Annotated in this window: 1 protein-coding gene; it reads left to right on the forward strand. The window is 62.8% G+C overall.

Annotated features, from left to right (window positions below; genetic code table 11):
* Nucleotides 1-473 (forward strand): immunoglobulin-like domain-containing protein (locus tag HU729_RS25580; protein ID WP_186711926.1); only part of this gene is annotated, 473 nt, incomplete at both ends.

Genomic DNA, 473 nt, shown 5'->3' on the forward strand with positions numbered 1-473 from the left:
GCTTCGCCAAGCGTCACCGAAGGCGGCGTGATCACCTACACCGTAACCTTGACCAACCCGGCACAGACGCCGGTCACCGTCACCCTGTCCAACGGCCAGACCGTCACCGTCGAAGCCGGCAAGACCAGTGGCTCGGTCGACTTCCAGACCCCAGCCAACGACGTCTTCGTCAATGGCAGCACGGTCAGCACCACCATTACCGGCGCCACCGGCGGCAACTTCGAGAACCTGGTGCCCAACCCGACCCCGGCACAGACCGTGGTCAGCGACAGCATCGATACCGTGACTGTCAGCATTGCCAGCAACGGTAACGTGACTGAAGCCCAGCAGCCGACCTTCACCGTCTCCGTAAGCCAGAAGCTCGACCACGACCTGACCGTGACCCTGAGCAATGGCGACAAAGTTACCATCACCGCAGGCCAGACCCAGGCCACCTACAGCCTGCCGGCGCAGGGTGACGACGTATTCAAGGA

The sequence above is a fragment of the Pseudomonas sp. RW10S2 genome, from assembly GCF_014268985.1.
Lineage (GTDB): Bacteria > Pseudomonadota > Gammaproteobacteria > Pseudomonadales > Pseudomonadaceae > Aquipseudomonas > Aquipseudomonas wayambapalatensis.